Genomic DNA, 21,943 nt, shown 5'->3' with positions numbered 1-21,943 from the left:
TCACAGAGTTACGGCGGCCATAGCGGAGGGGAAACGCCCGGTCCCATTCCGAACCCGGAAGCTAAGCCCTCCAGCGCCGATGGTACTGCACCCGACAGGGTGTGGGAGAGTAGGACACCGCCGTGCACAACATCGCGCAACACCCCGCAACCCCCCGGTTGCGGGGTGTTCTGCATTCCACACCCACACAGTCACCCCGGCCGGCGAACGGCATGAATGAACCATCCACCCCGTCTACCCGCTGCCACGGACCATCCATGCCCTCACCGGCCGCGGCGGCGGCAGGGCGTCCGCATGAATGAACCATCCACCCCGTCTACCCGCTGCCACGGACCATCGATGCGCAAGCTGATCACTCGAACAGCCCGCGGATATCGTCCGCGCTGAGACTCCCGGAGAACGCGCCGCCGTCGTCCAGGACGCTGGCGGAGAGCTTCGCTTTCCGCACCTTCAGATCCATGACCTTCTCTTCGATCGTGTTTCGCGCGACGTATCGATTGACGAATACCGTTCGGGTCTGGCCGATTCGGTGAGCTCGGTCCACTGCTTGCGCCTCCGTGGCGGGGTTCCACCACGGATCCATGATGAAGCAGTAGTCGGCCTCTGTGAGCGTCAATCCGACCCCACCGGCCTTGAGGCTGATCAGGAAGACGGGAGCGTCTCCTGATGTGAAGCGTTCGACGACGTCGGCTCTGTTGCGGGTCGTTCCGTCGAGGTAGACTAGTTCGATTCCTTCATCCTCCAACCTGTCTCGGATACGTCCGAGGAAACGGGTGAACTGGCTGAAGACGAGCGCGCGGTGACCGCCGTCGACGACGTCGCGCAGCTGGGTGACCAACTCGTCGATCTTGGCGCTGGGGATGTCGGCATGCGTGTCGTCGACGAGGGATGCGTCGAGACTCAACTGCCGCAGAATAGTCAGCGAACGCAGAATGATGACGCGGTTTCGTTCGAAGTCGTCGAGCAAACCGAGTATCTTCTGCCGCTCCCTGGCGAGTCGTGTCTCGTACACCTTGCGATGGCGGGGATGCAGGTCGACGTCGATGATCTGTTCCTGCTTGGGCGGAAGATCCTGAGCCACAATTTCTTTCGTCCGTCTGAGGACGAGAGGCTTGATACGCCGCCTGAGAGTGGTCAGAACGTCGACGTTGCCGTTTCTCTCGATCGGTGTTCGGTAGTGCTCGATGAAGCGGGTCGGTGACGGAAACAATCCGGGTGCGGTGATCGACAACAGCGCCCACAGCTCCATGAGGTTGTTTTCCATGGGAGTTCCGGTGATGGCGAGTTTGAAGTTCGCCGAGAGCCGTCGTGCGCAGTGGTAGGTCTTGCCTTTGTGGTTCTTCACATACTGCGCCTCGTCGAGGACGAGTCCGGACCAGGGGACAGCGTCGAAGTCGTCGAAGTCGAGTCGAAATACCGTGTACGACGTGACCACGACATCGACGCCTGCCGCGATCTCGGCGACGGAGAATCGTCGTCGCGTTCGGGTCTCTGCGACCGTCGCCACGGTGAGGCAGGGTGCGAACCTTGCTGCTTCCCGTGCCCAGTTGTGTACGACGCTTGTCGGCGCCACGATGACCAGTGGTGCCGTCAACGCACCCTTCTCCTTGGCGTCGACGATCATGGCGAGCGTCTGTACAGTCTTCCCGAGTCCCATGTCGTCGGCGAGGATGCCCCCGAGACCGTGGGTCCACAGGAACGACAGCCAGGAGTAGCCGTCGACCTGATAGGGACGAAGGACGGCGTCGAGACCTGGAGGCGGGTCTTGAGCCGGGACCGAGTCGAGCTGTAGCAGAGCGGCGACTTGTTGACGCCACGCGTGGGCCTGACGCGTCACCTCACCGATTTCGGCGAGTTCCTCCCACAGCGATGCTTGATATCTGCTGATCCGCAATGGCCCTTCGGGATCGTCCTGCAGGTCACGTGCCTCCTGGACGAGCCGACGCAGCTTCTCGAGCGATGGCCGGGCGAGGGAGAAGAATCGGCCGTCGTCCAACAGCATGTGTGTGGCGCCGCGCGTGATCGCGGTGAGGACACTCGCGAACGCAATGTCGGTCCCGTCGACGGTGACGACGACTCCGAGGTCGAACCAATCGTTGTCGTTGGTCAGTGCTTCGGTCGACACGGCCACGCCGACGTCGTCGCTCACGTCCTCGAAGTCGGGAACGTCACCGATCGTCGACACGTGCACGTTGTCGTAGCCATCGAGCTGCGGCAGGACGTCGACGACGAAGAGCGCGGCCTCGGTGTCTGCGACGGTGAACGGCGTGAACAAACCCGGGCTCGAATCGTTCCTGCCGAACAGATCGAGCACGGACCGTAGCAATGCAATTTCCGACGCCGCGTCTCGAAGGCCGTCGCCGGCGCCGAGTACGTCGGCGGCATAGTCGAACTCACGGTCGTCCAGGTAGTAACGCCACAGTGCGCTGATGGTCAGTCGGCTACCGCCGATATGGGTGACAGTGATGTGCAGATCCGGACCGGCAAATACCGGTGGGGTGTACGACGCGTCAGAGGAAACGATCGTACTGTCGCGTTCGAGTGCTGGGAGGTAGTTCACCGCGAAGTCGGTGCGGTCGGCTACCGGAATGGTCAGGGGCAGAGACGAGTTCGACACCCGCCTCAGTGCCGCAGGAACGGACTGGGAGAGAGCAGCCAGGCGAAAGCCGTGGGTGGTGTAGTCGGATCCGGCGTCCCAATAGACGATCCCCGCGTTATCGGAACCGACGAACCGTCGTCTCTCGGACGGAATGGTCTCGTCGTCGACGGTGACGCGTCCCTGGAGTGTGAGAGTGCCGATGTCGTCGCCCGTGATGTCGACGACGAACGCCGCGGTCCCCGGCCAGGGAATTTCACCGAGTTCGCGCCGGGTATGGACCAACGTGACACCGGCATCGCGTGCCTCGTCGAGCAGACTCCACAACACGCGACCTGGTACCTCGGACAAATCGACGAGTGACGCGTCGTGAGCCTCGTAGAAATGCCGGATCACGACGTGCGCACGAACTCTGGACAGCGCGTGCAGCTCTCGCAGAATCTCGCTCTGTCGTTCGAGCCGATGGTCGGAGGTCGCGGACAGTGACGACCACGAGACACCTCTGGTGAACCACGCTCCGCGACTGTCGAAACGAACCGGCCGAGCGAACAATCCGACTGCATCGGATCGCCCGCTCGACGGCTGTGCTCCCAGTTGGAGCCCGAATCCGCGTTGCCGACGTTCTTCTCCGACGCGACGAATCGGGGCCAGCGCCTGCGTCCAGTGGCCGACGATCGGAAGTCCGTGCGTGGCTCGCGCGGTCGTTCGACCGTCGGCGCGTGCTTGAAGGAGCGTCGCGACGATGTGCTTGCAGTTGAAGACGACGGGGCAGTTGCATCGTCCGTAGTCGACACTGCACATTCGACCCGCTTCGATGCCCACCGATATCGACGTCGCGTACGGCGTCGCACGATTGCCACGCACCGATGCGGTCAGCGTCGAAGCCGCTTCGTTCCATTCGACGTACCCGACTCGGCCCTCGTCGAAGTACTGGGTTCCGCGTGCAAATACTGCGCTGCCGAAGCGAACTTCGAGAGCGTCGAAATCGAGGTCGTCCATCGCTGGGATCGTCATGGCCGCAGAAGATAGAACTACCCACCGACAGATCCGGGTCGAGGGACCCGCTGGTTCAGTCCTCGACGATCGAGTAGTGCGACGCGTCCCCTTCGATCACACGGCTGCGTTCTCCACGGACGCTGACAGGAACATCTCCGGCCAGCGTGATCCGTTCGAGGCGTCGGTACTGGTCGTCGTAGTCCGCGACGGCATAGTGCTGCGTTGCGCGGTTGTCCCAGATCGCCACGTCGCCGAGCTGCCACGACCACCGCGTGGTGTGCTCCAGTTCGGTGATCCGCGCCTGAAGAACGTCGAAGATCGCTCGTGACTCCGCGGTGCCCAGCCCGACGAAGTTCTTGACGAAATGCCCGAGCAGGAGCGTCTTCTCGCCGGTGACGGGATGGACCCGTACGACGGGGTGCTCCGTCTCGTAGTACGTCGACTGGAACTCCTTGCGATACTCGGTGGTCTTCTCGTCGGCGATCCGTGAGGCCGATGTTGCGGCGTAGTCGTACACGTTGCTGTGCACTGCCCACAGGTTCTCGGCGAGCGCCTTCAGCGAATCCGGAAGGGCATTGTAGGCAGCCGTCGTGGAGGCCCACGTCGTCGTCCCGCCATAGTCCGGGAGTGAGACCGCACGCAGAATCGATGCTTTCGGGATGCGATCGACGAAGGTGACGTCCGAGTGCCAGCTGTTGGCCTTGCCGTACTCCGAGTCGATGGCGAGCGTCTTGATGCCGCGGGACGTGACCGTCGGGTGCGGGGTGGTGGGCGTACCGAGAAGTTCGGCGAATGCGTGTTGCGATTCGTCGTCGAGGTGATGCTGGCCGCGGAAGAAGACGACCTTGTGCTCGGCGAGAGCGTGCTGAACGAGATCGATGGTCGACGCGTCGAGGTCGGTCCCGAGGGCGACACCGTCGATTCGGGCTCCGATGTGTTGTCCGAGTTTGACGACCTGGACCTGCTCGGTGGTCGGTATCGCGAACGTGGTTGACATGTAATCCCTTTCAGACGGACGTCGGAGACGCGAGCGGAGTGAGGCCGTAATGACCTCGGAGTGTCTTCTCGGTGTAATCGGTGCGGAACAGCCCCCTGCGCTGCAGAATCGGCACGACGTGGTCGACGAAGAGCTCGAGGCCGCCGGGCAGGAACGGTGGCATGATGTTGAATCCGTCCGCCGCTCCGCCGTCGAACCACAGTTCCAACTCGTCGGCCAGCTGCTCCGGTGTTCCTGTGAACGTGCGGTGGCCGCGTCCGCCACCCAAGAGCCCGATCAACTGACGGACGGTGAGGTTCCCTGATTCGGCCAGGTTCTTCACGAGTTGGTAGCGGCTCTTGTTGCCGCGGATGTTCTCGATCGGGGGTAGCGTCGGCAGCGGTTCGTCGAGGGAATGAGCGCTGAGATCGGTACCGAGCATCCACGACAGTTGTCGCAGAGAGTATTCCGGCGATATGAGATCGGTGAACTCGGCCTCGAGCGCACGTGCTTCGGCCTCCGTCGACGCGAGGTACGGGACGATGCCGGGGAGCACCTTCAGGTCGTCGGCCCCGCGGCCGTACGAGGCCAATCGGGCTTTCAGGTCACTGTAGAACTGCTGACCTTCGACCAGCGTCCGTTGTGCCGTGAAGACGGCTTCGGCATACCGCGCAGCGAAGTTCTTTCCGCTCTCCGACGAGCCGGCCTGCACCAGCAGAGGTCGACCCTGAACGGACCGAGGGGAATTCAGCGGGCCACGGACTGCGAATCGATCGCCGACGTGGTCGATCGTCCGGACCTTGTCGGCGTCGGCGAAGGTGCCGGTCTCCTCGTCGAGCACCAACGCATCCGGTTCCCAACTGTTCCACAGTGCCGTTGCCACGTCTACGAATTCGGCTGCGCGATCATAACGCCCCGCGTGATCGGGGACTTCGTCGTAGCCGAAGTTGGCTGCTTCGTCGACGCCTCCCGAGGTGACGATGTTCCAACCGGCGCGTCCGCCACTGATGTGGTCGAGCGACGTGAACTTGCGAGCGAGAGTGAATGGTTCGTTGTAACCGGTCGATGCCGTCGCGATCAGTCCGACATGACTCGTCACGGTGGCCATCGCCGTCAGTAACGTGATCGGTTCGAAGATCGCCGGTGCGTTGTTCTTCACCCGAGGCCCGGTAGCGAGATTGTCGGCGAAGAACACCGAATCGAGCTTCCCGCGCTCGGCCAACCGTGCGAGGTCTTGGAAATGTTCGACGTCGAGCACCTTGTGTGCGTCGGTACGAGGGTGGCGCCACGCGGCTTCGTGATGCCCGACTCCCATCAGAAATGCATTGAGGTGAAGCTGTTTTCGTTCGGTCATGACTTCCCTTTCAGTGAGTCGGGCGCCAGCGCGAGATGCGTCGCTCGACGGCGACGATGACACCGTTGAACGTCAGTCCGACGAGTGAGATCGCGAGGATGCCGGCATACATGTTCGGGATCTGGAAGTTCAGCTGCGACGCTGTGATCAGGTACCCCAGACCTGCTTTTGCGCCGACCATCTCGGCGGCGATCAGAACGAGGATCGACGACGCGGCTGCCATCCGGACCCCGGTGAAGATCGTCGGTACGGCTGCGGGCAACACGACTTTCTGGAACAGCCTCAGCGGTGAGAAACCGAGTGATCGAGCGGATTTGATCAGCAACGGGTCGACGGTGCGCACACCCGAGATGGTGTTGAGCAGAATCGGGAATGTGCTGGCGTACAGAACGAGTGAGATCTTCGAAGTCTCGCCGATACCCAGGATCAGGATGAACACCGGCAAGAGAGCCAATGCCGCTGTGTTTCTGAACAGTTCGAGGATCGGGCCGAGGAACTCGGCCACAGGTTTGTACCAGGCGATCGCGACGCCGAGAGGAACGGCGACGACTATGGCAACGGCGAAACCTGTCAGCGCACGAGACAGACTGGCGGACAGATGTTCCCACAGTTGCCCGTTGACGACGAGTTCGACGAACGCTTCGGCGACGACCGAGAAGGGCGGAAGAAAGACCTCGTCGACGAGGCCGAATCTGGGTGCGAGCTCCCACAGGGCCAGAAAGGCCGCGATGGCGAGCAACGGCTTGACGATGCGCCACACCATCGACGCGCCCTGTCGATGCAATGACGGCTCAGCCGACTCTGCGGCAATCGGCTCTGTACGAACGACTTTCGTCGGCGTGGGCTTGAGATCAACCATGGGACACCTCGAGTTCGACGGACTGTGCGCGCTCGACTTCACCGTGAAGCAGCGTCCAGATGTGGTGGCGCAAGGATCGGAACTGCGCGTCGGAACGGACGTCGTCGACCGTACGATCGATGGCGACGTCTACGACGGTTTTGATGCGGCCTGGCCGTGACGTCAGAACGGCGACGCGTTGGCCCAGGTAGATTGCCTCGTCGATGCCATGCGTGATGAAGACGACCGTCTTGCCGGTTGCCTTCCAGATGCGGAGCAGTTCGTCCTGCAGCGATTCGCGCGTCTGGGCGTCGAGTGCGGCGAACGGCTCGTCCATCAGTAGGACTTCGGGATCGAACGCGAGGCTACGTGCGATTGCGACGCGCTGCTTCATGCCGCCGGACAACTCGTGTGGATAGCGGTCGGCGAAGGCGTCGAGACCCACGAGTTCGAGGTAATGCTGCGCGACGGCGCGGCGCTCGTTCTTCGGTAGTCCCTTTGCTTCCAGACCGAATTCGATGTTGTGTCTCGCGGTACGCCAGGGGAGTAGTGCGTACTGTTGGAAGACGATGCCGCGATCGAGGCCGGGCCCGTGGATCGGATTGCCGTCGAGCAGAATTCGTCCACGCGTCGGATCGCTGAGGCCGCCGAGAAGGTCCAGCAAGGTCGATTTGCCGCAACCGCTCGGCCCGACCAGAACGAGGAATTCGCCTGGCGCGACGTCGAGAGTGATGTCGTCGATTGCCGTGAACTTCTCGTGTTCGCCACGAGCGTCGAATTGCTTGGTGACGCCGTCCAAAGTCAGTTTCGGAATGGTCATTTCGTCTCCTGCAACGCTCGACCGTCGGGGTCGCTGTTCGGTGGGTAGGTACCGTTCGAATACGGATTGAATTCGTTGGTGTAGATATCGGACGGTTGAATGTCGTCGCCGAGGTCCTCGTTGCGCTTCAGCCAGTCGATCCAGATCTGGAACTCCTTGTCGGCGATCACGCCGGCCGGCGCGACGCTCGAGCTGCGCCAGTAATCGACCAGATCGGGGTTCTCGTTGCGTCCCCGATTGGTGATGATGTCCTTGTAGCGTGCGATCACCTCGTCGCGCGGAACGGTCTGTGTCCATCGGATCGCGCGGGCGACACCTTGGACGAAGTCGGCGACGTCGTCCTTGTTCTTTGCGATGAAATCCTTTCTCAGAACGTAGGTTCCGTACGAGAAGGTCCCGTACAGTGATTCGTCGGTGAAGAGTTCGCGCAAACCACCTCGTTGGACGGCGGTCTGCCGGAAGACCGATCCGAGGGTTCCGACGTCGATCTGGCCTTGCCGTAGTGCTTGTTCGGTGTTCACCGGCGGGACGACAGTCAATTCGACCTGTGCTATCTCGTCTTTCGACAGTCCCTGCTGTGCCAGCCATTCTCTGATGACGAACTCCGCGTGCGCGCCGAGTGTGTTCATCGCGACCTTCTTGCCGATGAGATCTCGTGCCGTTCGGATCGGGCTGTCGTCGAGAACGTAGAATCCGTTGAACGTCTCCTTGTCGGCGCCGTAATACGAAAGTACCGACTGGATAGGAGAATTCGCGGCCGCGAGTTTGACGATTGCACCGTTGAACGCACCGCCGAACTCGGTGTCACCTGTCGCGGCGGACTGGATGTCCTGCGGTCCGCTGGTGGTGTCACCTACCCAGTTCAGCGCTATCCGGTCGAAATATCCGAGGTTCTCGGCGAGTTCGGGAAACGTGACCTGTCCGGTCGATCCCTGATACCGCAGGACGGTTCGGCCGTCGAGCGTCTTCTCCGGTTCGGACGAGCCCGCACAGCTTGTGGCCAGTGATACAGACATCAACAAAGCGCTGACCGCGGCGAGTGTGCGGATCAGTCTGCGATACAGCGTGTTTCCTGACATTGTGACGAAGGTACGGATGCGTCCGGTACCGGTCCAGGGTCAGAATCAGCTCGAGTCGAAGGGTGTCGTGACGGCCGCCGTTCCGTCATGGTCGTGGTCGGTCGTGCGTCGAACGCGTGCGGCGGCGCAACGGCGCAGAGCCGTCGCGCAGGCCTCAGCTCGCGGAGAACCGGGCGTGTACCTCGGCGTGAATGACGATGTCCTGCGGCTTCAACTCGAACCCGTCGTCCGCCCCGCCCACATAGGCGCGCGACGCAAGTGCGTAGTCGGAGTGGGTCGCGGCCGCTACACCGAGAAGTCCAGGATCGGCGATCGCCCGTGCGGTGATGGCGGTGCGTCCGACGCTCTGCGCATACACTTCCGCCTTCTCGACTGCGTCCTGCACCGCGAGGGTGCGGACGAAGCGGGTCTTCTCCAACGCGCTCTGTTCGGTCAGAGCCCAGTCGAAACGACCGACGTCGACGCCGTCGAGCGCCGACACGGCGTAGACGAACGCATCGATGACGTCGATCTGACTGAACTGCACTTCGATCGTTGCGACTGCCTGATAGACGTAGGGAAGCTGCTCACCGTCCTGGTTGAACGGGCGCCTCCGCGAATGGCGCACCTGATCGAGCGCCCACGTGTCGATGGGACCCGACGTCTCGTTGAACAGCGGATCGATCAGCCCCGTCAGTTCCTTCACCAGCCGGTGGGCAGGTTCGGCAGCCGCTTCCGCGGAACGGCCGTCGGTCCTCACAACGAGCGAGACCGTGCAGCGCTCGGGCGTGTACGTCGCCTGCCCTCGCCCGACGACCGTGATCTCGAGTGGATGCGAATCCATGCCATCGAGTGTTGCACAGGCAGGACCCGGTCATTTGCCTGAATGAATGTGATCCCACGACCTGCACGGTAGAAAACTATGGAAAGCGGCCGGGTGGTCTGTGCACTACCTTTGACCAATCGATGTGGATTCACGGGGGAGTAGAGCGTAGATGTTGGGTGTGAACTCGCTGCCCGCCACCGACCTTCGTGCGACGCCATGGGTCGAGCTCATGCCCTGGCTCGATGACTATGTATCAGAGCGTGCGGCTCTGCTCGAAGCGTTGGCCCCTGGGGAGGCGTGGTGGCTCGACGATGGACCATTGGCAACCGCCGAAGATGTCGATCTGGAGAAAGTTCTTGCTGAGCTTGCCCAGCTCTTCGTTTCCGGCCACAAATCGCTGACTTTCGCCGAGGGTTTTCCCGCAGTCGAAGCTGGGCTCCCGATCTCGCTCCTCGGACTGCAGACACGTGCATCCACGACAGTCCGGCGCCTGACCGAGGACAAGACTGTCGAGGGCTTGCTGACGAGCACAGCGCAAGATTTGTTCGTCATCCCAGGCACCAGCGAGCAGACTGTTCGCGACGTCGCCTACGCCTTGCTCGAGATTTCGATTCTGGTCGAACCACATGCTCGCGGGCCCGTCGAGGACGAAGGCTCGGACCACGCTCCCGTGCTAACTCAGCTGATCGACGACCTTGCAGCGCTCGCATCCTGGAGAAGACTGCGCGGTCAACATGATCGACCCCTGTTGGCGGTCGATATCGAGGACGAATCTCCCGAGCAGATTCAAGAGCTGGCCGCTCGGATTTCCGCGATCAGTTCACTCGACCTCCCGGACGTCGAACAGGGAGATCCTGTCGACGAGATCGAGAACATCCTCAGCCAACTCGAAAGCCGTGAGTTACTGGCTCTTCGCCTCCGACTGCTCGCGCTCGAACCGATTTCGCTGGGAGAACTCAGCACACGGTTGCATTTGTCCAAGCCCGCAGCGAGCGCGGTCGAGTCGCAGGCGAAGGCGAAGATCAACGCTGCCTGCGGCTACGGAACCGCTGTCGGCAACCTGTTGGCAAGTCTGCGCATCGAGATCCAGCCAGTGGCATCGATGGAGCGTCTCATCGCAGTGCATCCGACGATCGGTCGGACAGTGCCGACTCTCGACGTGCCGTTGTGGCTCGTCCTCGACGGTATCGACGACTATTTCGAGGTCACGAATGGGTGGGCAGCTGCACCCGACGTCGACGGAGCGAGGAAACGAACTCGGTCACTCTTGGAGGACCTCGAATCACCCAACGGCGTCGTGGCATTCGAGGAACTTGCTGGTCTGACGGAAGTGCCGCCGGACGAGCTTCGCTCGTGGCTCGCTTGGTGCGATATCCCCGTGATCGAGGGATCGGTGCTGACTCGCACCAAGAAATTGGCGGACACACTCGTCGGAACATTGGAAGCGATCGGCGAGCCGCAGAGTGCGACGCAACTCGCCGAGCGCGGCCGGACGGGCAAGCCCGCCGCATCTGTGCACCGGGCCCTGGAAGCCGACGAGCGTGCCTTGCTCGGAGCCGACGGACTGTGGCGTTTGATCGGTTGGGAGACGGCGGTGCCCACACCCATCGAACCGGATGTCGAACAGTTCGAGGCTGTCGAAGGGGTAGTGCGACGACGTGCGGGCAGAGTCACCAAGAGGCCTGAGCAGACGCGACGGCTCTACCGAATCGGATTGTCCTGGAGATACCGGATCGTCGTAACCGCCGACCAGCTGCGTGGGTCCGGGTTCGCGTTGCCTGCTGGTGTCGCGGCTGCAGTCGGGTGTGAGCGCGGGCAGACGGTCGAACTGAAGAGCCGTCTCGGCACCCAGATGGTCCGTTGGACAGGCGCTCAGCCGACCTCGGGGACGATCGGCCGGTTCCTGCGCGAATTGGACGCCCATGTCGGCGACGAAGTGCTTCTGGAGTTCTCGCCCGATCGCAGCTTCGCTATCGTTCGGCCGGAAACCCTCGCGGCCGACGCTGACCCACTGCGACGCGCACTGGCAGCGATCGGACATCCTCAGCCATCAGGAATCGCGGAGCGTCACCTGATTCGTGTCCTCGCAGACGCAATTGGGCTGTACGGGGAAACCCGACCGCGAAGGCTGTTGAGCGCTTACGAATCGAGCAGTGAGGATCACGTGGTGGCATTGCTGGAAGAGGCTTGGATGCATACCGGTTCAGTCGATGAGTGAATCCGTCGAGGTGGTCTCCAGTCGCGAGTCGGTTGCAGATCCATCGCTTACCCGGGCGATCGGCTTGCATCACACGTTGCCGACAGCGATCGCGGATCTGGTCGACAACAGTCTGGATGCATGCGCCGAGCACATTCTGGTGAGGTTCGTTCGCGAGGGGACGCGTATTACCGGCTTGAAGATCATCGACGATGGCAAGGGCATGGACGCCGCCGCTATCGACGCCGCCATGACCTACGGCAACAAGCGCGAGTACGCGTCGGGCGATCTCGGACATTTCGGCGTCGGGATGAAGGCAGCGTCGCTCAGTCAGGCGAATACGCTTGTGGTGTGGTCCAAGTCGGCCGGTGGCGATGCAGTAGGACGTACGATCGAGTCGTCGGATCACATGGTGTCGACGGTGAAAGGTGCTGAAGCGCAGGCAGTCTTCGAGTCGACGAACCCGCGCTTCCCATTCACCGCGGGCACGATCGTCGAGTGGCGCGGAATTACGACATTCCTCATGTCTGCCGACGAGGACGAACAGGTCAGCTGGTTGGAGACAGCCATCGACGACGTCCGAAGTCACCTCGGTGTCGTCTTCCACCGGATTCTCGATGGATCGGTGAGGATGACTGTCGATGTGTTCGACGTCGCTTACAACAGAGCAGGTCCGCCACGGGTAGTTCGTTCGATAGACCCGTTTGCGTATCCGGGCACCGGTAGACAGGACTACCCTCGCACGTCCACCGTCGAGTTACCCTCCGGTACTGCAAGTATCACGTGCCATATCTGGCCTGCGCGGAGCAGTCAGCCGGAGTACCGGTTGTTCGGTGCGCCGGGTCGGGATCGTCAGGGTTTGTACTTCTACCGTCATCGGCGGCTGCTGCAGGTCGGCGGTTGGAACGGGCTATGGCACGCGCGTCCCGACTACGGGCCGGCCCGCGTTGCGATCGATCTCGACGATGCATGGACGCAGCATGTCCAGATCAATCCCGAGAAATCGGGCGTCACGCTCGACGCCACCGTTTCCGCTGCCTTGCGGTCGGTGCTGGCTCAGGTCGTCGCGGATGCGGTTTCAACCACGAAGTCCGCGCGAACCCGAACTCCGAAACCGATCACCGCGCTGCAACCGAGTTCGGGATTTCCCGAGGACGTGCTCGACTCCTTCAGCGACGCCTTCACCTTCGACGACGGCCAGGAACCGGTGGCCATGCAGTGGCGGGTGCTCAAGCGTGACAGATTTTTCGAGGTGGATCTGAAGAACCGAACGCTGTGGATCAACGCACGATTCCGCACCGAACTGCTCGGGAAGCGCAGCCGAGACAATACGGATGCTCCAATTGTGAAGGCGCTGTTGTATCTCCTTGTGCACCAGATGTTCACGGCGCAGCGTCTGAGTGGAAGGCAGATCGAGCAGATGAAGGCGTGGCAGGACGTGTTGGTCTCGGCGATGTCAGCGCATCGCGAGAAGGCAGGGGGTGAATCATGAAGTTGGAAGAGGCGATTGCGCGCGAATTCGGAGATTTCGGCCCGTCCGAAATTCTCGGACCCGTTAACTCGCGCCATCTCGACGGTCACCCGCAGGGAGTCGACATCGAGACCATTGTTTCGGTGCTGATCGACGATTCGGCGGTGGTTCTACGAAATGTGTTCGCCAGCAGTCTTGTTCGGTGGGACTCGGACTCTGCAGCAGAGTGGGCCGATGGCACAGCTCCGAACAGCGTCGAACGGCGAGTCCGGACTTACGAAAGGCTCGGGATTCCAGCGGGACACGACGAGATCACCGCGCGGTATCCCATCATCGGCGGTCCTGTCGTCATCGCTGCACCCCAGCCGTGGGCACCGTGGTACACGGAGACGCGACGCCAAGAGCGCGACTTCTATTGGCGTGCATACTCCAATGTCGTTGCCAAGAAATTGGATTCGGCGACTGTCGACCGACTGGACGTGATGACGCGCGAGATCGTCCAACGGTTGGCAGACCCGACTCGTGAGGAGCCTTACCAGTCCAAAGGTCTGGTCGTCGGATACGTCCAGAGTGGAAAGACCGCAAATTTCGCTGGTGTCATCGCGAAGTCAATCGATGCCGGATACAGGTTGATCATCGTCCTGACCGGCACCATCGAGATGCTTCGCAGCCAGACGCAGCGCAGGCTGGACATGGAGCTGATTGGTCGGCAGAACATCGGCGCTGATGGCGACTATTCGCTGGATCAGGACTGGATCGATGGAAAGTTCCTCGAGCATGAAGTCGACCCGAACACGTCGTCGAAGGCCCCGGCGATCCGACGTCTGACCGGGGCGTCGGACGACTTCAAATCGCTTGGAAAAGGTCTCTCGGCACTGCAATACGAGATTGCCGACCACAGCAAGCCGCTGCATCATCCCGTCAACCTCTACTCCAGCAACGTTCGAATCGCCATCGTGAAGAAGAACTCGACGGTGTTGAAGAAGTTGGTCGAAGACCTGCAACGGGTTCCAACCGAACTCGACCAGATTCCGGCACTCATCATCGACGACGAGGCAGACCAGGCTTCGGTCAACACTTTAAACCCGGAGAAGTGGGCGAAGGACAGAATCGAGCGCACCGCGATCAACGATCGCATTTCTCAGTTGCTGCGACATCTGAAGCGCGCACAGTATGTCGGTTACACCGCAACACCGTTCGCGAATGTCTTCGTCGATCCGGTCGACAGTGAAAACATCTTCCCCCGCGACTTCATTATCAGTCTGGACCGACCGGGGCCTTACATGGGAGGCAGCGACTTTCACGACTTCGACGAAGATTATTCGGGAGTCGAGAGAACACCATGCAATTCGAAGAAGGCATCGTACGTTCGGGATCTTTTCGCGGGGTGGGACGATGAGGGACGCAAAGAAGAGCAACTACAGGCTCTGGATTCCTTTGTTCTTTCGGGTGCGATCAAGCTTTTCCGCGAAGCGAAGGGCGCAAAACCGTTCGGACATCACACGATGTTGGTACACCAGTCCGTGAAGCAAGCCGAGCATGCGGCGTTGGCGGAAGAGTTCAGGACGCTGTGGAAGACCGCCGGTTACAGCCAGCCGTCGGGTCTCGATCGCCTTGCAAAGCTGTGGGCAGATGACTTCTCGAAAGTTTCAGCAGTCCGATCGGAGGACGGTTTCGCCAACCCCGGATCCTTCGACGATCTGGAAGAGTTCGTGGGGGCCGCTCGCGACAAGATTTCCGAGGGTACGAGCCCCGTCATCGTGGTCAATGGCGAGGCGGAGAAGGACTACACCCAGGATGCGCTCGACTTTCAGGAGCGAGATGTGTGGAAAATTCTGGTCGGTGGAGCCAAGCTCAGCCGTGGGTTTACAGTCGAAGGATTGACCACGACCTACTACACCCGGCGAACGCCTCAGGCGGACACCCTGATGCAAATGGGGCGCTGGTTCGGATTTCGCAAAGGTTACCGCGACCTGGTTCGGCTGTTCATCGGCCGAAACGTCGCCGGCCCCGCGGGTAAACCGTTCGATATGTACGCGGCGTTCGAGACGATCGTGCAGGACGAGGAGGAATTTCGGAAGGAACTCCGCCGGTTCTCTCAGTTGAACTCCAATGATGAGCCGATGGTGACACCGATGGACGTTCCGCCGATGGTGTTTCAGTCCCAGCCCTGGTTGAAACCCGCCGCTGCGAACAAGATGTACAACGCCGAGTTGGCTTACCGCGGTGTTGGTGGGCAAGCTTTCAGCTTCACCATGCAACCGCCCCGTGGAGACGGCTCCAACAACGTTCGGCACTTCGGTGCGATCGCTCCGCTGTTGGAGTGTCTGGCGCAAACCGACACGTTCGAGGTCACGCAGAGCAGCGGTGTGCGAGGAAATTTCGAAGCTCGTTACGGCGTCATCGAGGCCGACGTGGTCTTGGACGTGATCGAGCAGTTCGTATGGGACCCGAACTGGGATTTCGAGCCACACGTCGCTGCGATGCGCGACAAGATCGACGCGAACACCTTGGAGGACTTCGTTATTCTCCTACCTCACCCACGAACAAGGCCCGCCCTGGAAGTCGTCGGCTGGCACGAAAAGCTCCCGATCGTGAACCGCAAGCGCCAAGATCGTGAGTACCGAACAGGCTTTTCCGGGACGGCGGTGCGTGAGCGCCAGGTCATCGAACACATTGCCGGAAGCCCCGCAAAGGATGGAGGGCCTGCGGCGGCGAAACTGTATCGGCCAACCCGCGGCGGACTGATCTTACTGTTCGCCAACGACCCAAAAATTCGATCGCGGCACTATAAGAAGGCTCAGACGGGTCCGGTCAACCCAATGGATTTCGCGACCCTGTTCTCGTATGCCTTGCCCTATGCCTCGGAGCCAACTCCGCGCATCGGATTTCGGGTCAAGAAGTCGGGCGCAGGTGCGATCGTCGATGCAAAGTGAGAAGAATGCTATGAACAGGAACGGTGCTCTATGGCCAAGGTAATTGCGACGATCAGCCTGAAGGGCGGCGTCGGCAAGACGACCATCACGTCAGGCGTCGCCGAGTTCATGTCGGCGGAGTTCGGGCGCAAGGTGTTGCTCATCGACTTGGACTCGCAGATCAACCTGACCACCATGATGATCAGTGAGGTCGACTGGTTCGACCTGAACAACAAGGGCCTGACACTGGCGACGTTGTTCCGGGACGCTGTCGAAGGAACGTCGAATTTCGATGTGCAGGCCAGCATCCAGCAGTCGGTGTCACCGGTGAAGAAGGTGACCGGAGTGGACCTGTTGCCGTCATCGTTGGACTTGATTGAACTTCAGGAGCGGGTCAGTGCACTTCGCGTCAATGATGGGTCCGAGACCAGTGCCGTCGACATCCTCGCGGAGGCGATCGAACCGGTGAAGGCCTACTACGACTACATCCTGATCGATTGCCCGCCCAACGTCGGCCCCATCACTCTGAACGGTCTTGCGATGGCCGACGGGTACATCATTCCAACCATCCCAGATGTTCTGTCCACCTACGGAATTCCACAGATTCAGAATCGCATCGAGAAGTTCGGCGACGAGCTCGGTAGGAATATCGTGGAACTGGGCCTGGTGATCACCAAATACAAGTCCAACTCGGCGATCCACCGGACCACGATTCGGAATCTGCGGCGTGACCCCAATATCCAGAACGTACTTCCCGTTTACCTGGCCGAATCGAACGCGATTGCCGCCTCGGCTCAGTTCGAGCCATACGCAACCCTGAAAACCAAATACGGCAACGCCGGTCAATTCGACCAGCTGCGTGAGATAACCAAGCACATTCTGACGGAAGCGGAAGCCAAGCTATGAGTATCACCGACGACGCACAGCAGCGCGTCCAGGTTCAGGAACTGAGCGGTGCATTGATGAAGCTGAACAGTGCTGACGCAACGGCGGCATCGCTGCTGACGAAGTTGTTTCACGTGGTTGCAGAGGAGGCAGCTCGAACACCCCGATTCGCCAAGGCTCTGGCGACCGCGTTCGCTGTTGCACCCAGCGAGGATGGCCCCGTCGCGAAGGTCGCCGAGACGAAGGCTCCCGCCAGAAGACGGGCAGCGCCTGCGAAGAAGCCCGCTCGAGAGCCTGGCGTGTTCGATCCCTTCGTCGTACTGCGCGACGAAGGCGAAGAGCACCTCACTACGAAGCTCAACGAGCTGACGGTCGACCAGCTTCGAGACATCATCGCCGAGCAGGAGATCGACACTCGGCGGGAGACGGGCCGCAAGCGCAAGGCAGAAGTCCTCGTCGAGTGGACGGTCGACCGCGTCAAGGCGTTGGCCAACAAAGGCAGCGTCTTCCGCTGACATCGAGGTTATGTCGCCGAATCACCTGATTGGGCGTCATAACCTCGATCTCGGCGCACCCATGACGCAGAATGTCCTCATGACCGCCACCCCGCGCCGACGGTGGGTGCTGCATGTCGATCTGGATCAGTTCATCGCCGCGGTCGAGGTATTACGCAATCCTGAGCTCGCAGGTAAACCGGTCGTCGTGGGCGGCAGGGGAGATCCGACGGAACGCGGCGTGGTGTCGACGGCGTCGTACGAGGCCCGTGCGTTCGGCGTCGGCTCCGGGATGCCGCTACGTGTGGCTGCGAAGAAGTTGCCGGACGCAATTTTTCTTCCGGTCGACGGTGAGGCGTACACGGCCGCGTCGAACGTGGTGATGGAGACGCTGCGAGGGCTGGGCGTGGTCGTCGAGGTGATGGGTTGGGACGAGGCGTTTCTCGGCGTCGAGACCGATGATCCGATCGCGTTCGCGCGACGAGTGCACGACGAGGTGTTCGAGGCGACGGCCCTGCACTGCTCGGTAGGCATCGGCGACAACAAGCTCCGGGCGAAGATCGCCACGGACTTCGGAAAACCGCAAGGCATCTACACGTTGACGCAGGACAACTGGTTCGAAGTCATGGGGGAACGCGGCACGGACGCGCTCTGGGGGATAGGTAAGAAAACCGCGAAAAAACTTGCGACACTCGGCATCACGACGGTCGCCGAGCTGGCAGCGGCCGACGACGGCGTGCTCGCTGCGGCGTTCGGTCCGAAGACGGGGCCGTGGATCGGCACCAAAGGCCGGGGCGTCGACCTGTCACCGGTGTCCGCGGAACCGTGGATTCCGCGGTCACACAGTCGCGAGACGACGTTTCAGCAGGATCTCGACGACTGGTCAGCCGTCACCGAGGAGGTGCGGACGCTGGCTCTGCGAGTACGCGAGGACATCATGGCGGCCGACCGCATGGCCGTACGTGTCACGCTGAAGGTCCGATACGTGCCGTTCGAAACTCACACCACCACAGCCGCATTGAGAGAACCGACGTTCGACCCGGCGGTTATCTCCGACGCCGCCGCCGCCCTTGTCGACCGCTTCGATCACACTCGACAAGTGCGCCTGATGGGTGTCCGACTGGAGATGACCCCGGTCGATCAGACTCTCGCGAACAACGAAGGCGATGTCTCCGGTACTTGACGAACCAGGTTGCGCGCCACCAAGTGTCGCAGGTGTGCAGCCGCCTCGGACAGCGCCATCACCTTTCCCATCGGTGAGATGTCGGCCCACGGCTTGTACCACTGCATCCGTTCGGCGACCTGCCAGACGGAGATTCGATCGTCGCCGAACGCGTCGTGCAGATGGTCGAGTCGTTCCTCGTGATGTTCGATCAATTCGCCTGCACGACCGGCGACGTCGTCGATCGCAAGTCCGTGAGCGCCGAGGCCGCGAGTGATGTTCATCGTCTGCACCCGTCGTAGCGAGTCCATGAATTCGGCCAACGCGTCGCGTTCCTCGAGTGGGTACACGAAGTTCCCGACGTGTGGGGTGGTCTTCTGCAGAACATGATCGCCGGTGAACATGACATCGGATTGGGGAAGGTGAAAACAGACATGTCCCGGGGTATGGCCGGGGGTGTAGACAGCACGCAGCTCACGGCCGGCGAGTGCGATCGCTTCGCCGTCCACCAGTACTCGATCGGGCGCGGATTCGGGACCCGTCGGCGGCTCGGGTGCGACGTTCTGCCACGCGGCGAGGTCAGCCGTCGACGCGCCCGCCGCGATCATGTTCTGCTTCTCGGCCTCGAGCCAGTCGTTGTCGCGTGGTTCGACCATGCCCTTGAACTGTGCATGGTCCGCCTCGTGCATCGCGATCCACGCGCCCGACGCCTCGCGCACCCGGCCGCACAGCCCGATGTGGTCGGGGTGGAAATGCGTCAGGACGACGCCTTCCACGTCGGTCACCGAGTGGCCGATGGCCTCTAAACCCGACGTGAGGCCGTGCCAGGCGTTGTCGTCGTCCCAACCGGCGTCGACGAGGATCAAGCCGTTCGGTGACTCCATCGCGTACACGAGTGTGTGGCCGAGGGGGTTGTCGGTGATGGGCACCGGAATTCGGTAGATGCCGTCTCCGATTGCTGCCGCGTCGCTCATGTGCACCCACCCTGTTGCTTAGTTCACGTAACCGATCCTCTGTACCTCCATAGTGACCTTCGGTGAACGCGATCACGCAACCGGGTGTGGTCGGACCTCTATTTACGCCCCGCCGTCCAGCGCATTCCCCAGCCGTATGCCTTGTCGAGCTCGGCCTGGCCGCCGTCGATGTACTTGACCTCACGGGTGACGGTGAAACCCTGCCCCGAGTTCTGCAGAAGTGCGATTGCGCAGATGCGGGCGGCATTGCTGGCTGAATCCAGTCGCACTTCGACCTGCGGTCCGCTGGTGGGGAACAACGTGACGACACCGTCGACGGCAGCCCAGTGGGGAGCGCCCTCGTAGATCATTGCGAAGATCAGTATTCGTTTGAAGAGGGCGGGGTTCGCCAGGTTGACGTGCATGTTCTCGCCACCCGCGACGTTGCCGGATCGGTCGTCGCCGTCGAGAGCGATGAACGGGTGACCCTGGACCGAGCCGAAGCTGTTGCCGAGGGCCTGAACGACGCCTTTCGACCCGTCGGCCAGCTCGTACAGACAGCCCAGGTCGAGATCGACTGCGCTCGGTGCGCTCGCGGCCGCGGCGAGCTTGGCGAAGAAGCCCTGCTTCGTCGGCTGCGCTGGCGCCCCGCTCGACCAGTTCAGGTTCACGCGCATGGTGCCCTGGGACTCGCCCTTCTTGGCCAGGCTGACCGTGGGCGCAGCCTTGGACAGCGTGACCTTGCCGAGGTTGACGCCGGACGCACCGGAATCGGACGGTCTGCGGGTGTTGTCGATCGCCATGGGAAACCTTTCGAAGATGTCCGTTTCGTGTGGTTCAGGCTACGGTCTGCGCCGCCATTCGATGGCCGGGCAGGTGTCCATGACCATCGCAACCCCAGCGGCGGTCGTGCGTTCGAACGCTGCCTCGTCGACGACGCCGAGCTGAAACCACACGCCCCTAGCGCCCACCGCTACCGCCTCGTCGGCGAACTGGCCTGCCGCCTCGGATCGTCGGAACACGTCGACGACATCGATCGGGAAGGGGACGTCGGCCAGCGTCGCGAAGCCCTGTTCGCCGAGCACGGTCGGTGCGTCGGGGTGAATCGGAACGATTCGTTTGCCGCGTTGCTGCAACAATTCGGCAATGGAGTACGCGGTTTTGCTCGGATCGCCGGACAGACCGACCACTGCCCACGTCTCGAGGTCGTCGAGCATGAGGTCGACTGCTTTCGGGTCTTGCCACGAGGTAGTCATGACCGCAAGTTACACCTCGGCACGGACATCGGTCTGCAGTCGCGCGACCGCAGCGGCGCCGATCGTGCCGAGAGCGAGAACGACCGCGGCGACGATGAACGCGACGGTGTACGAGTCTCCGATTGCCCGTGCGACGACCAGCGGCCCGAGGACTTGGCCGACACCGTAGACCGTGGTCAGGGCGGCGGCCGTGCGGCCGATGGGCAGGCGGGCGGCGGTCGTGAGAGTCAGCAGCGTGATGCCCATGAACGTGCCGCCGAACAGGACGGCCGAGACGACGGCGACGGCGGAGTTCGAGGTCAGCGCTGGGAGCAGCGCGGAGATCGTCTGCAACGAGAATGCAGCCACCAGTGCGCGTTTCGTCGTGATGCGACGAGCGACGGCGTGCCACAGGACGGTTGCGGGCACCGCGGCCAGGCCGACCACGATCCAGACTGCAGGGCCGACCGACGAATTTCCGTGACCGCCGACCGCTGCAACGAGGAATGTGCCGACGATGATGTAACCGAGGCCTTCGAGGAAGTACGTGGCCAGCAGGACCCGCCAGATGGTGCGATCACGTGTCGACAACGGGTTTTCGCCACCGCCCGAACGGGATTCGGCGTGGATGCGGAGGGCGAGCGCGGGCGCAATCAGAATAGCCGTCAACGCTGCCGAGCAGAGCCACAGTCCTTGCCACCAAAGGTGCGGCGCTGCAACGAGTGTGAGAATTCCCGACGCCGCGATGCCGGTGCCTACCCCGCCGAACGTTACACCGGGCGACGCCTTGGCATGATGTGCGACGGTGCTGGCGCATCCGAGAAAAATTGCCGCACTGGCCATACCGGCGAGCAAGCGGAGGAACGAGAACAATGCGGTGCTGTCCACGGCAGCCATCGCGAGCTCGCTGACGACGAGCACGACTGCCCAAGCTCTGAACGCCGCGGTGGTGTTGACGCCCGGCCGAATCGACAGCACGACTGCGCCCAGGAGGTAGCCCGCGTAGTTCGCGGTGGCGATGACCGCGCCGCTGCTCGGGCTGACGCCGGCCGAGTCGACCATGATCGGCAGAATCGGTGTGAACACGAACCTGCCGACGCCCATCGCGGCCGCGAGTCCTGAGGCGGCGGAGAGTGAGACGCGTCGGCCGGTCATCGGTTGATCCAC

17 protein-coding genes and 1 rRNA gene are annotated in these 21,943 nt (G+C 62.0%); 7 read left to right on the top strand and 11 right to left on the bottom strand.

What is annotated here, in order from left to right; genetic code table 11:
* Positions 1 to 9: 9 nt before the first annotated feature.
* A 5S ribosomal RNA gene (gene rrf / locus DK926_RS13670) occupies positions 10 to 126 on the top strand.
* Between the two features lie 226 nt (positions 127 to 352).
* Here rrf and DK926_RS13665 read toward each other — a convergent pair.
* From DK926_RS13665 to DK926_RS13635, 7 genes are all read right to left on the bottom strand, one after another.
* Complete coding sequence (locus DK926_RS13665; protein ID WP_114330852.1) at positions 353 to 3,610, bottom strand: DEAD/DEAH box helicase; 3,258 nt, start codon at positions 3,608 to 3,610, stop codon at positions 353 to 355.
* Positions 3,611 to 3,665: 55 nt separating this feature from the next.
* A complete protein-coding gene (locus DK926_RS13660) occupies positions 3,666 to 4,589 on the bottom strand; it encodes a TauD/TfdA family dioxygenase (protein WP_114330851.1) in 924 nt (307 codons plus the stop codon).
* A 10-nt stretch (positions 4,590 to 4,599) separates the two neighbouring features.
* Positions 4,600 to 5,922 carry an LLM class flavin-dependent oxidoreductase gene (locus tag DK926_RS13655; protein WP_068430138.1) on the bottom strand — a complete coding sequence of 441 codons (1,323 nt, stop codon included), beginning with the start codon at positions 5,920 to 5,922 and terminating at the stop codon, positions 4,600 to 4,602.
* 10 nt (positions 5,923 to 5,932) lie between these two features.
* Positions 5,933 to 6,781 carry an ABC transporter permease gene (locus DK926_RS13650; protein ID WP_114330850.1) on the bottom strand — a complete coding sequence of 283 codons (849 nt, stop codon included), beginning with the start codon at positions 6,779 to 6,781 and terminating at the stop codon, positions 5,933 to 5,935.
* On the bottom strand, positions 6,774 to 7,580 hold the full coding sequence (locus DK926_RS13645) for an ABC transporter ATP-binding protein (protein ID WP_114330849.1): 807 nt from the start codon (positions 7,578 to 7,580) through the stop codon (positions 6,774 to 6,776). The genes DK926_RS13650 and DK926_RS13645 overlap by 8 nt, the downstream gene beginning before the upstream one ends.
* Entirely contained in the window at positions 7,577 to 8,659 is a 1,083-nt protein-coding gene (locus tag DK926_RS13640; RefSeq protein WP_114330848.1) for an ABC transporter substrate-binding protein, read from the bottom strand. Before DK926_RS13640 ends, DK926_RS13645 begins: the two co-directional genes overlap by 4 nt.
* A 154-nt stretch (positions 8,660 to 8,813) precedes the next feature.
* Positions 8,814 to 9,482: an SIMPL domain-containing protein gene (locus DK926_RS13635; protein WP_114330847.1), complete on the bottom strand. Its 669-nt coding sequence runs from the start codon at positions 9,480 to 9,482 to the stop codon at positions 8,814 to 8,816.
* A 151-nt stretch (positions 9,483 to 9,633) separates the two neighbouring features.
* Here DK926_RS13635 and DK926_RS13630 point away from each other — a divergent pair, with 151 nt between their 5' ends.
* The 6 genes from DK926_RS13630 (at position 9,634) to DK926_RS13605 (ending at position 18,609) form a co-directional block, all read left to right on the top strand.
* Complete coding sequence (locus DK926_RS13630; RefSeq protein ID WP_114330846.1) at positions 9,634 to 11,682, top strand: hypothetical protein; 2,049 nt, start codon at positions 9,634 to 9,636, stop codon at positions 11,680 to 11,682.
* Positions 11,675 to 13,153: an ATP-binding protein gene (locus DK926_RS13625; protein WP_114330845.1), complete on the top strand. Its 1,479-nt coding sequence runs from the start codon at positions 11,675 to 11,677 to the stop codon at positions 13,151 to 13,153. Before DK926_RS13630 ends, DK926_RS13625 begins: the two co-directional genes overlap by 8 nt.
* Positions 13,150 to 16,068, top strand: coding sequence for a Z1 domain-containing protein (locus DK926_RS13620; RefSeq protein WP_114330844.1), 2,919 nt, complete (start codon positions 13,150 to 13,152; stop codon positions 16,066 to 16,068). Before DK926_RS13625 ends, DK926_RS13620 begins: the two co-directional genes overlap by 4 nt.
* Positions 16,069 to 16,098: 30 nt before the next feature.
* Positions 16,099 to 16,953, top strand: a complete 855-nt coding sequence (locus DK926_RS13615; protein WP_114330843.1) for a ParA family protein — start codon at positions 16,099 to 16,101, stop codon at positions 16,951 to 16,953.
* Positions 16,950 to 17,447, top strand: a complete 498-nt coding sequence (locus DK926_RS13610) for a hypothetical protein (protein ID WP_114330842.1) — start codon at positions 16,950 to 16,952, stop codon at positions 17,445 to 17,447. Before DK926_RS13615 ends, DK926_RS13610 begins: the two co-directional genes overlap by 4 nt.
* A gap of 79 nt (positions 17,448 to 17,526) precedes the next feature.
* Positions 17,527 to 18,609 carry a DNA polymerase IV gene (locus tag DK926_RS13605; RefSeq protein ID WP_114330875.1) on the top strand — a complete coding sequence of 361 codons (1,083 nt, stop codon included), beginning with the start codon at positions 17,527 to 17,529 and terminating at the stop codon, positions 18,607 to 18,609.
* On the opposite strand, the gene DK926_RS13600 is transcribed toward DK926_RS13605, so the two are convergent.
* The 4 genes from DK926_RS13600 to DK926_RS13585 all read right to left on the bottom strand — a co-directional run bounded on the left by DK926_RS13600 (position 18,567) and on the right by DK926_RS13585 (position 21,931).
* On the bottom strand, positions 18,567 to 19,562 hold the full coding sequence (locus DK926_RS13600) for an MBL fold metallo-hydrolase (RefSeq protein WP_114330841.1): 996 nt from the start codon (positions 19,560 to 19,562) through the stop codon (positions 18,567 to 18,569). The two genes, DK926_RS13605 and DK926_RS13600, sit on opposite strands and share 43 nt — an antisense overlap.
* Positions 19,563 to 19,660: 98 nt before the next feature.
* Entirely contained in the window at positions 19,661 to 20,344 is a 684-nt protein-coding gene (locus tag DK926_RS13595) for a tellurium resistance protein (protein WP_114330840.1), read from the bottom strand.
* A 39-nt stretch (positions 20,345 to 20,383) separates the two neighbouring features.
* Entirely contained in the window at positions 20,384 to 20,797 is a 414-nt protein-coding gene (locus tag DK926_RS13590; protein ID WP_114330839.1) for a CoA-binding protein, read from the bottom strand.
* 9 nt (positions 20,798 to 20,806) lie between these two features.
* Complete coding sequence (locus DK926_RS13585; RefSeq protein WP_114330874.1) at positions 20,807 to 21,931, bottom strand: YbfB/YjiJ family MFS transporter; 1,125 nt, start codon at positions 21,929 to 21,931, stop codon at positions 20,807 to 20,809.
* Between the last annotated feature and the right edge of the window lie 12 nt (positions 21,932 to 21,943).

It is taken from the genome of Rhodococcus sp. Eu-32 (assembly GCF_003336925.1).
GTDB classification, from domain to species: Bacteria; Actinomycetota; Actinomycetes; order Mycobacteriales; family Mycobacteriaceae; genus Rhodococcoides; species Rhodococcoides kyotonensis_B.
The sequence above is the reverse complement of the archived record's forward strand: the minus strand, read 5'-3'. Positions and strand labels throughout refer to the sequence as shown.

Bases quoted from the DNA above. Each gene is read 5' to 3' on its own strand.
- DK926_RS13660 (WP_114330851.1), bottom strand. From the start codon at position 4,589: ATGTCAACCACGTTCGCGATACCGACCACCGAGCAGGTCCAGGTCGTC.
- DK926_RS13590 (WP_114330839.1), bottom strand. From the start codon at position 20,797: ATGACTACCTCGTGGCAAGACCCGAAAGCAGTCGACCTCATGCTCGAC.
- DK926_RS13620 (WP_114330844.1), top strand. From the start codon at position 13,150: ATGAAGTTGGAAGAGGCGATTGCGCGCGAATTCGGAGATTTCGGCCCG.
- DK926_RS13600 (WP_114330841.1), bottom strand. From the start codon at position 19,562: ATGAGCGACGCGGCAGCAATCGGAGACGGCATCTACCGAATTCCGGTG.
- DK926_RS13655 (WP_068430138.1), bottom strand. From the start codon at position 5,922: ATGACCGAACGAAAACAGCTTCACCTCAATGCATTTCTGATGGGAGTC.
- DK926_RS13645 (WP_114330849.1), bottom strand. From the start codon at position 7,580: ATGACCATTCCGAAACTGACTTTGGACGGCGTCACCAAGCAATTCGAC.
- DK926_RS13605 (WP_114330875.1), top strand. From the start codon at position 17,527: ATGACCGCCACCCCGCGCCGACGGTGGGTGCTGCATGTCGATCTGGAT.
- DK926_RS13640 (WP_114330848.1), bottom strand. From the start codon at position 8,659: ATGTCAGGAAACACGCTGTATCGCAGACTGATCCGCACACTCGCCGCG.
- DK926_RS13625 (WP_114330845.1), top strand. From the start codon at position 11,675: ATGAGTGAATCCGTCGAGGTGGTCTCCAGTCGCGAGTCGGTTGCAGAT.
- DK926_RS13585 (WP_114330874.1), bottom strand. From the start codon at position 21,931: ATGACCGGCCGACGCGTCTCACTCTCCGCCGCCTCAGGACTCGCGGCC.
- DK926_RS13610 (WP_114330842.1), top strand. From the start codon at position 16,950: ATGAGTATCACCGACGACGCACAGCAGCGCGTCCAGGTTCAGGAACTG.
- DK926_RS13650 (WP_114330850.1), bottom strand. From the start codon at position 6,781: ATGGTTGATCTCAAGCCCACGCCGACGAAAGTCGTTCGTACAGAGCCG.
- DK926_RS13595 (WP_114330840.1), bottom strand. From the start codon at position 20,344: ATGGCGATCGACAACACCCGCAGACCGTCCGATTCCGGTGCGTCCGGC.
- DK926_RS13635 (WP_114330847.1), bottom strand. From the start codon at position 9,482: ATGGATTCGCATCCACTCGAGATCACGGTCGTCGGGCGAGGGCAGGCG.
- DK926_RS13630 (WP_114330846.1), top strand. From the start codon at position 9,634: ATGTTGGGTGTGAACTCGCTGCCCGCCACCGACCTTCGTGCGACGCCA.
- DK926_RS13615 (WP_114330843.1), top strand. From the start codon at position 16,099: ATGGCCAAGGTAATTGCGACGATCAGCCTGAAGGGCGGCGTCGGCAAG.
- DK926_RS13665 (WP_114330852.1), bottom strand. From the start codon at position 3,610: ATGACGATCCCAGCGATGGACGACCTCGATTTCGACGCTCTCGAAGTT.